The sequence below is a fragment of the Streptomyces sp. NRRL B-24572 genome (assembly GCF_002156145.1).
GTDB lineage: Bacteria > Actinomycetota > Actinomycetes > Streptomycetales > Streptomycetaceae > Streptomyces > Streptomyces vietnamensis.
Window position 1 is genome coordinate 1 of record NZ_MWIG01001026.1, and the last position, 1,400, is coordinate 1,400.

Below are 1,400 nucleotides of genomic sequence, written 5' to 3' on the forward strand. Positions count from 1 at the left end.
GAGTCGGACTCCCAGAAGCCCGGCGACGAGTTCCTCGCCGGCTTCGGCAAGACCGCCCGCGACGGCCTCCACCTCAAGGCCGCGGCCGTCCGTGAGACCTGCGACGTCGTCATCAGCAACGTCCTGGTCATCGACGCCGTGCAGGGCATCCGCAAGGTGTCCATCGGCATCCGCGAGGGCCGGATCCACGCGATCGGCCGGGCCGGCAACCCCGACACCCTCGACGGCGTCGACGTCGTCGTCGGCACCGGCACCTCGATCGTCTCCGGCGAGGGCCTGATCGCCACCGCCGGCGCCGTCGACACCCACGTCCACCTGCTCTCCCCCCGGATCATGGAGGCCTCGCTCGCGAGCGGCGTCACCACGATCATCGGCCAGGAGTTCGGGCCCGTCTGGGGCGTCGGCGTCAACTCGCCCTGGGCGCTCAAGCACGCCTTCAGCGCCTTCGACGCCTGGCCGGTCAACATCGGCTTCCTGGCCCGTGGCTCCTCCTCGGACCCGGCGCCGCTGGTCGAGGCGCTGGCCGAGGGCGGTGCCTCGGGCTTCAAGGTCCACGAGGACATGGGCGCCCACACCCGCGCCCTGGACACCGCGCTGCGGGTCGCCGAGGAGCACGACGTCCAGGTCGCCCTCCACTCGGACGGTCTGAACGAGTGCCTGTCGGTCGAGGACACCCTCAAGGTCCTGGAAGGCCGTACGATCCACGCCTTCCACATCGAGGGCTGCGGCGGCGGACACGTCCCCAACGTCCTGAAGATGGCGGGCGTGCCGAACGTCATCGGCTCCTCCACCAACCCCACCCTGCCCTTCGGCCGCGACGCGGTCGCCGAGCACTACGGGATGATCGTCTCCGTCCACGACCTGAAGACCGACCTCCCGGGCGACGCCGCCATGGCGCGCGACCGGATCCGGGCCGGGACGATGGGCGCGGAGGACGTCCTGCACGACCTCGGCGCGATCGGGATCACCTCCTCCGACGCGCAGGGGATGGGAAGGGCCGGCGAGACCGTACGCCGGACCTTCGCCATGGCCGGGAAGATGAAGGCCGAGCTGGGACCCATGGAGGGCGACGGCGCGCACGACGACAACGCGCGCGTGCTGCGCTACATCGCCAAGCTCACCATCAACCCGGCGATCGCCCACGGCCTCGCCCACGAGATCGGCTCGATCGAGGTCGGGAAGATGGCCGACGTCGTGTTGTGGCGGCCGGAGTACTTCGGTGCCAAGCCGCAGATGGTCATCAAGAACGGCTTCCCCGCGTGGGGGGTCGTGGGCGATCCGAACGCCGCCACCGACACCTGTCAACCGCTCGTCCTCGGGCCGCTGTTCGGCGCCCACGGCGCCGCTCCGGCCGAGCTCTCCGTCGCCTTCGTCGCGCAGGCCGCCGTCGACCTCGGCTC

The 1,400-nt window shown here is 71.2% G+C and carries 1 protein-coding gene; it reads left to right on the forward strand.

Going from position 1 to position 1,400, the window contains the following annotated elements:
• A partial coding sequence (locus CCN56_RS39735) for an urease subunit alpha (RefSeq protein WP_086832442.1) occupies positions 1-1,400 on the forward strand: 1,400 nt, incomplete at both ends.